Origin of the sequence: Lactobacillus sp. M0390 (genome assembly GCF_016102085.1) — a bacterium.
In the GTDB taxonomy this organism is placed as follows: Bacteria; Bacillota; Bacilli; order Lactobacillales; family Lactobacillaceae; genus Lactobacillus; species Lactobacillus apis.
Map to the genome: position 1 here is coordinate 1 of NZ_JACFPH010000014.1, position 2,459 is coordinate 2,459.

The window sequence follows — 2,459 nt, forward strand, 5'->3', positions numbered from 1 at the left end:
AAAAGTAACTGACATGTCATGTATGTTTGCAGATGATGAAAATCTTGTCGACTTAAATATATCAAGTTTCAAGACCACTTTACCTATAGAAATGAGCGAAGCTTTTAAAAATTGCGCCAATTTAGTTGAGTTAAATTTAGAAAACTTCCACATCCCAAATTCAGAGGAGGCAGCTTTCGCACAAACATTCTATGGTTGTACAAATTTGCGGAAACTCAACATTAAAAATATTAATACAGGTACTCCAGAGTACGAAGATATGCTAGCCAACTTGCCCAACCTAAACACTCTTGTTCTTGGCAAAAACACTGATCTTACAACAGTATACAGCGATGATCTAGCTAATATAGATGATCCAAATACTCTTGTGGAAAATGTAGGACTAAATACAGAGGGAATTTGGCTCAATGTTGGCAATGGTACAGTAATTAGCCCCGAAGGAACCGAACGATACACCTCTGAGCAATTAATGAGGGCCCGTGTCGCAACCATAGATGGCACACAACGTAACTTCACAAAGGCTGAAACATATGTCCGCACGGGCTTGCCTATTACTATCCACCATGTAGATGAGTCCGGAAAGCAAATTGCAGAAGATACTATTTTCCCTGGTAATCTTGGCGACCCTTATTCAATTATCGGTGATCCCGTTGCAGGCTATACTTTAAAAGCTGGTCAATCTCCTGTTACCGGTATTTATGATGATGATAATACAAAAGAGCGTAATTTTACTTTCACCTACATTAAAAATCCTGAATCGTCCGCTCCTATCAAAGGAGAAAATGTCATTGTTCATTATCAAGATGAACAAGGCAGAACTATTGCGCCTAACGAGATTTTAAGCGGAAATACAGGCGATGGCTATGTTTCATCCACTAAGGAAATTGCTGGTTACACTTTAAAGACTCGGCCAAAAAACGCTACAGGATTCTTTAGTGATACTATCCAGAATGTTATTTACGTCTATAGTAAGACTGACCCTAAGACTGAGAGCCAAACTACTGGCAAAGGCAATGAAAGCAAGGATAACGAAAATAAGAGTAATGGAAACAAAGGTAACAAAGCAAATAATGCCACTCTTCCCAGCTCAAGTCGTTATGGTACTCATACAAATGCACTAGGTAACAAAACTCACACAACCGCACTAGGTAGTAACGCTAACAAACTACATTCAGCTAACTCCTCTAACAACAATCAATTGCCAAAGACAGGCTCTGAAAAAAGGGCCCAACTAGCAGCTATTGCACTTGGCTCACTCACTTTAGCCAGCGCTGCAGCACTTCTTTGGACAAAAATTAAAAAGTTTAGTAAATAACTAAGCGTTAACTCTAAAAAGCACCAACTATAATTGGACAGTTATGTTGGTGCTTTTAATTTTCTCAATTCGTTACTTATTAAAAATATTTTTTTAAAAAATAAAACCTGTTTTTCAGATTCTAAACACCATTTTATCAGTGCTAAGTACAGTTATTTTTCACAACCAATACTCTTATCATCCCTGATAATATAGTAGTTTATTTCAAAACGCTTCGTTATTTTATTTTTGCTTATGCAGTAATCATTTCGTCTTTATCCTTCTAAGTGCACAAATTCTTGACTTGCTTTTGGCACATACACAAATATAATTATAAATATACTAATACATATATAATTACTTAATTGTATACAAATACACAGTGGAGTGCCTTTATTAATGAAAAAGACAAGTAACGTAAAAGGAAAAGTTCTATTTAGTAGCTCAGCTGCTATTTTACTTGGATTGATTTCCATTAATCCTAATCTAGTCAAAGCAGACAGTTTTTCTACTAGTCAAATGGCTTCTAAGAAAGAAACTACTGCCACTGAGACTCCAAATCCATCAGAAGATATCATCAGTGAACCTGCAAATACTGATGAGTCAGCGGCGAATCAAGCTTCACCAACCGCTCAAGATTCTGATGCTACCGTAAATAAAAAACGAATTGATGGAACTGCTGCTGGACTGCAAGTTTCCTATGACCTTGACACTGATGAACTCATCATTTTAGGTGGAACATATGAACAAATCAGTTTTTTGGACGATTGTCTTTCTGACTATTCCCTTTCTGACGACGAAGGAAATTCCATAAAACTTGCACGTGCTAAGCAGATTGCTATTACTGGTAAGATAAGTCTTAACTCTTCAAATTGTGCAGACTTTTTATTCGCCGGCTTTTCTAATACATCTAAAATTGTAGGATTAGAACACCTAGACCTTTCTCAAGCAACTAGTACAATTTACATGTTTAATGGCTGTGAAAATTTGACTTCACTCAATCTTTCTAGCTTTAATACTGCTAATGTAACAGAAATGAGAGCTATGTTTAGGAAGTGTAGGGCTTTAACAGCACTCGATCTTTCAAGTTTCAATATCTCAAAAGTAACTGACATGTCATGTATGTTTGCAGATGATGAAAATCTTGTCGACTTAAATATATCAA

Annotated in this window: 2 protein-coding genes; both read left to right on the plus strand. The window is 36.3% G+C overall.

Going from position 1 to position 2,459, the window contains the following annotated elements:
- Window positions 1-1,315, plus strand: a 1,315-nt coding sequence (locus tag H3R25_RS08805; RefSeq protein ID WP_198195166.1) for a MucBP domain-containing protein, incomplete at its 5' end; no start/stop codon positions are given.
- Between the two features lie 378 nt (window positions 1,316-1,693).
- Window positions 1,694-2,459 (plus strand): BspA family leucine-rich repeat surface protein (locus H3R25_RS08810; protein ID WP_198195168.1); only part of this gene is annotated, 766 nt, incomplete at its 3' end.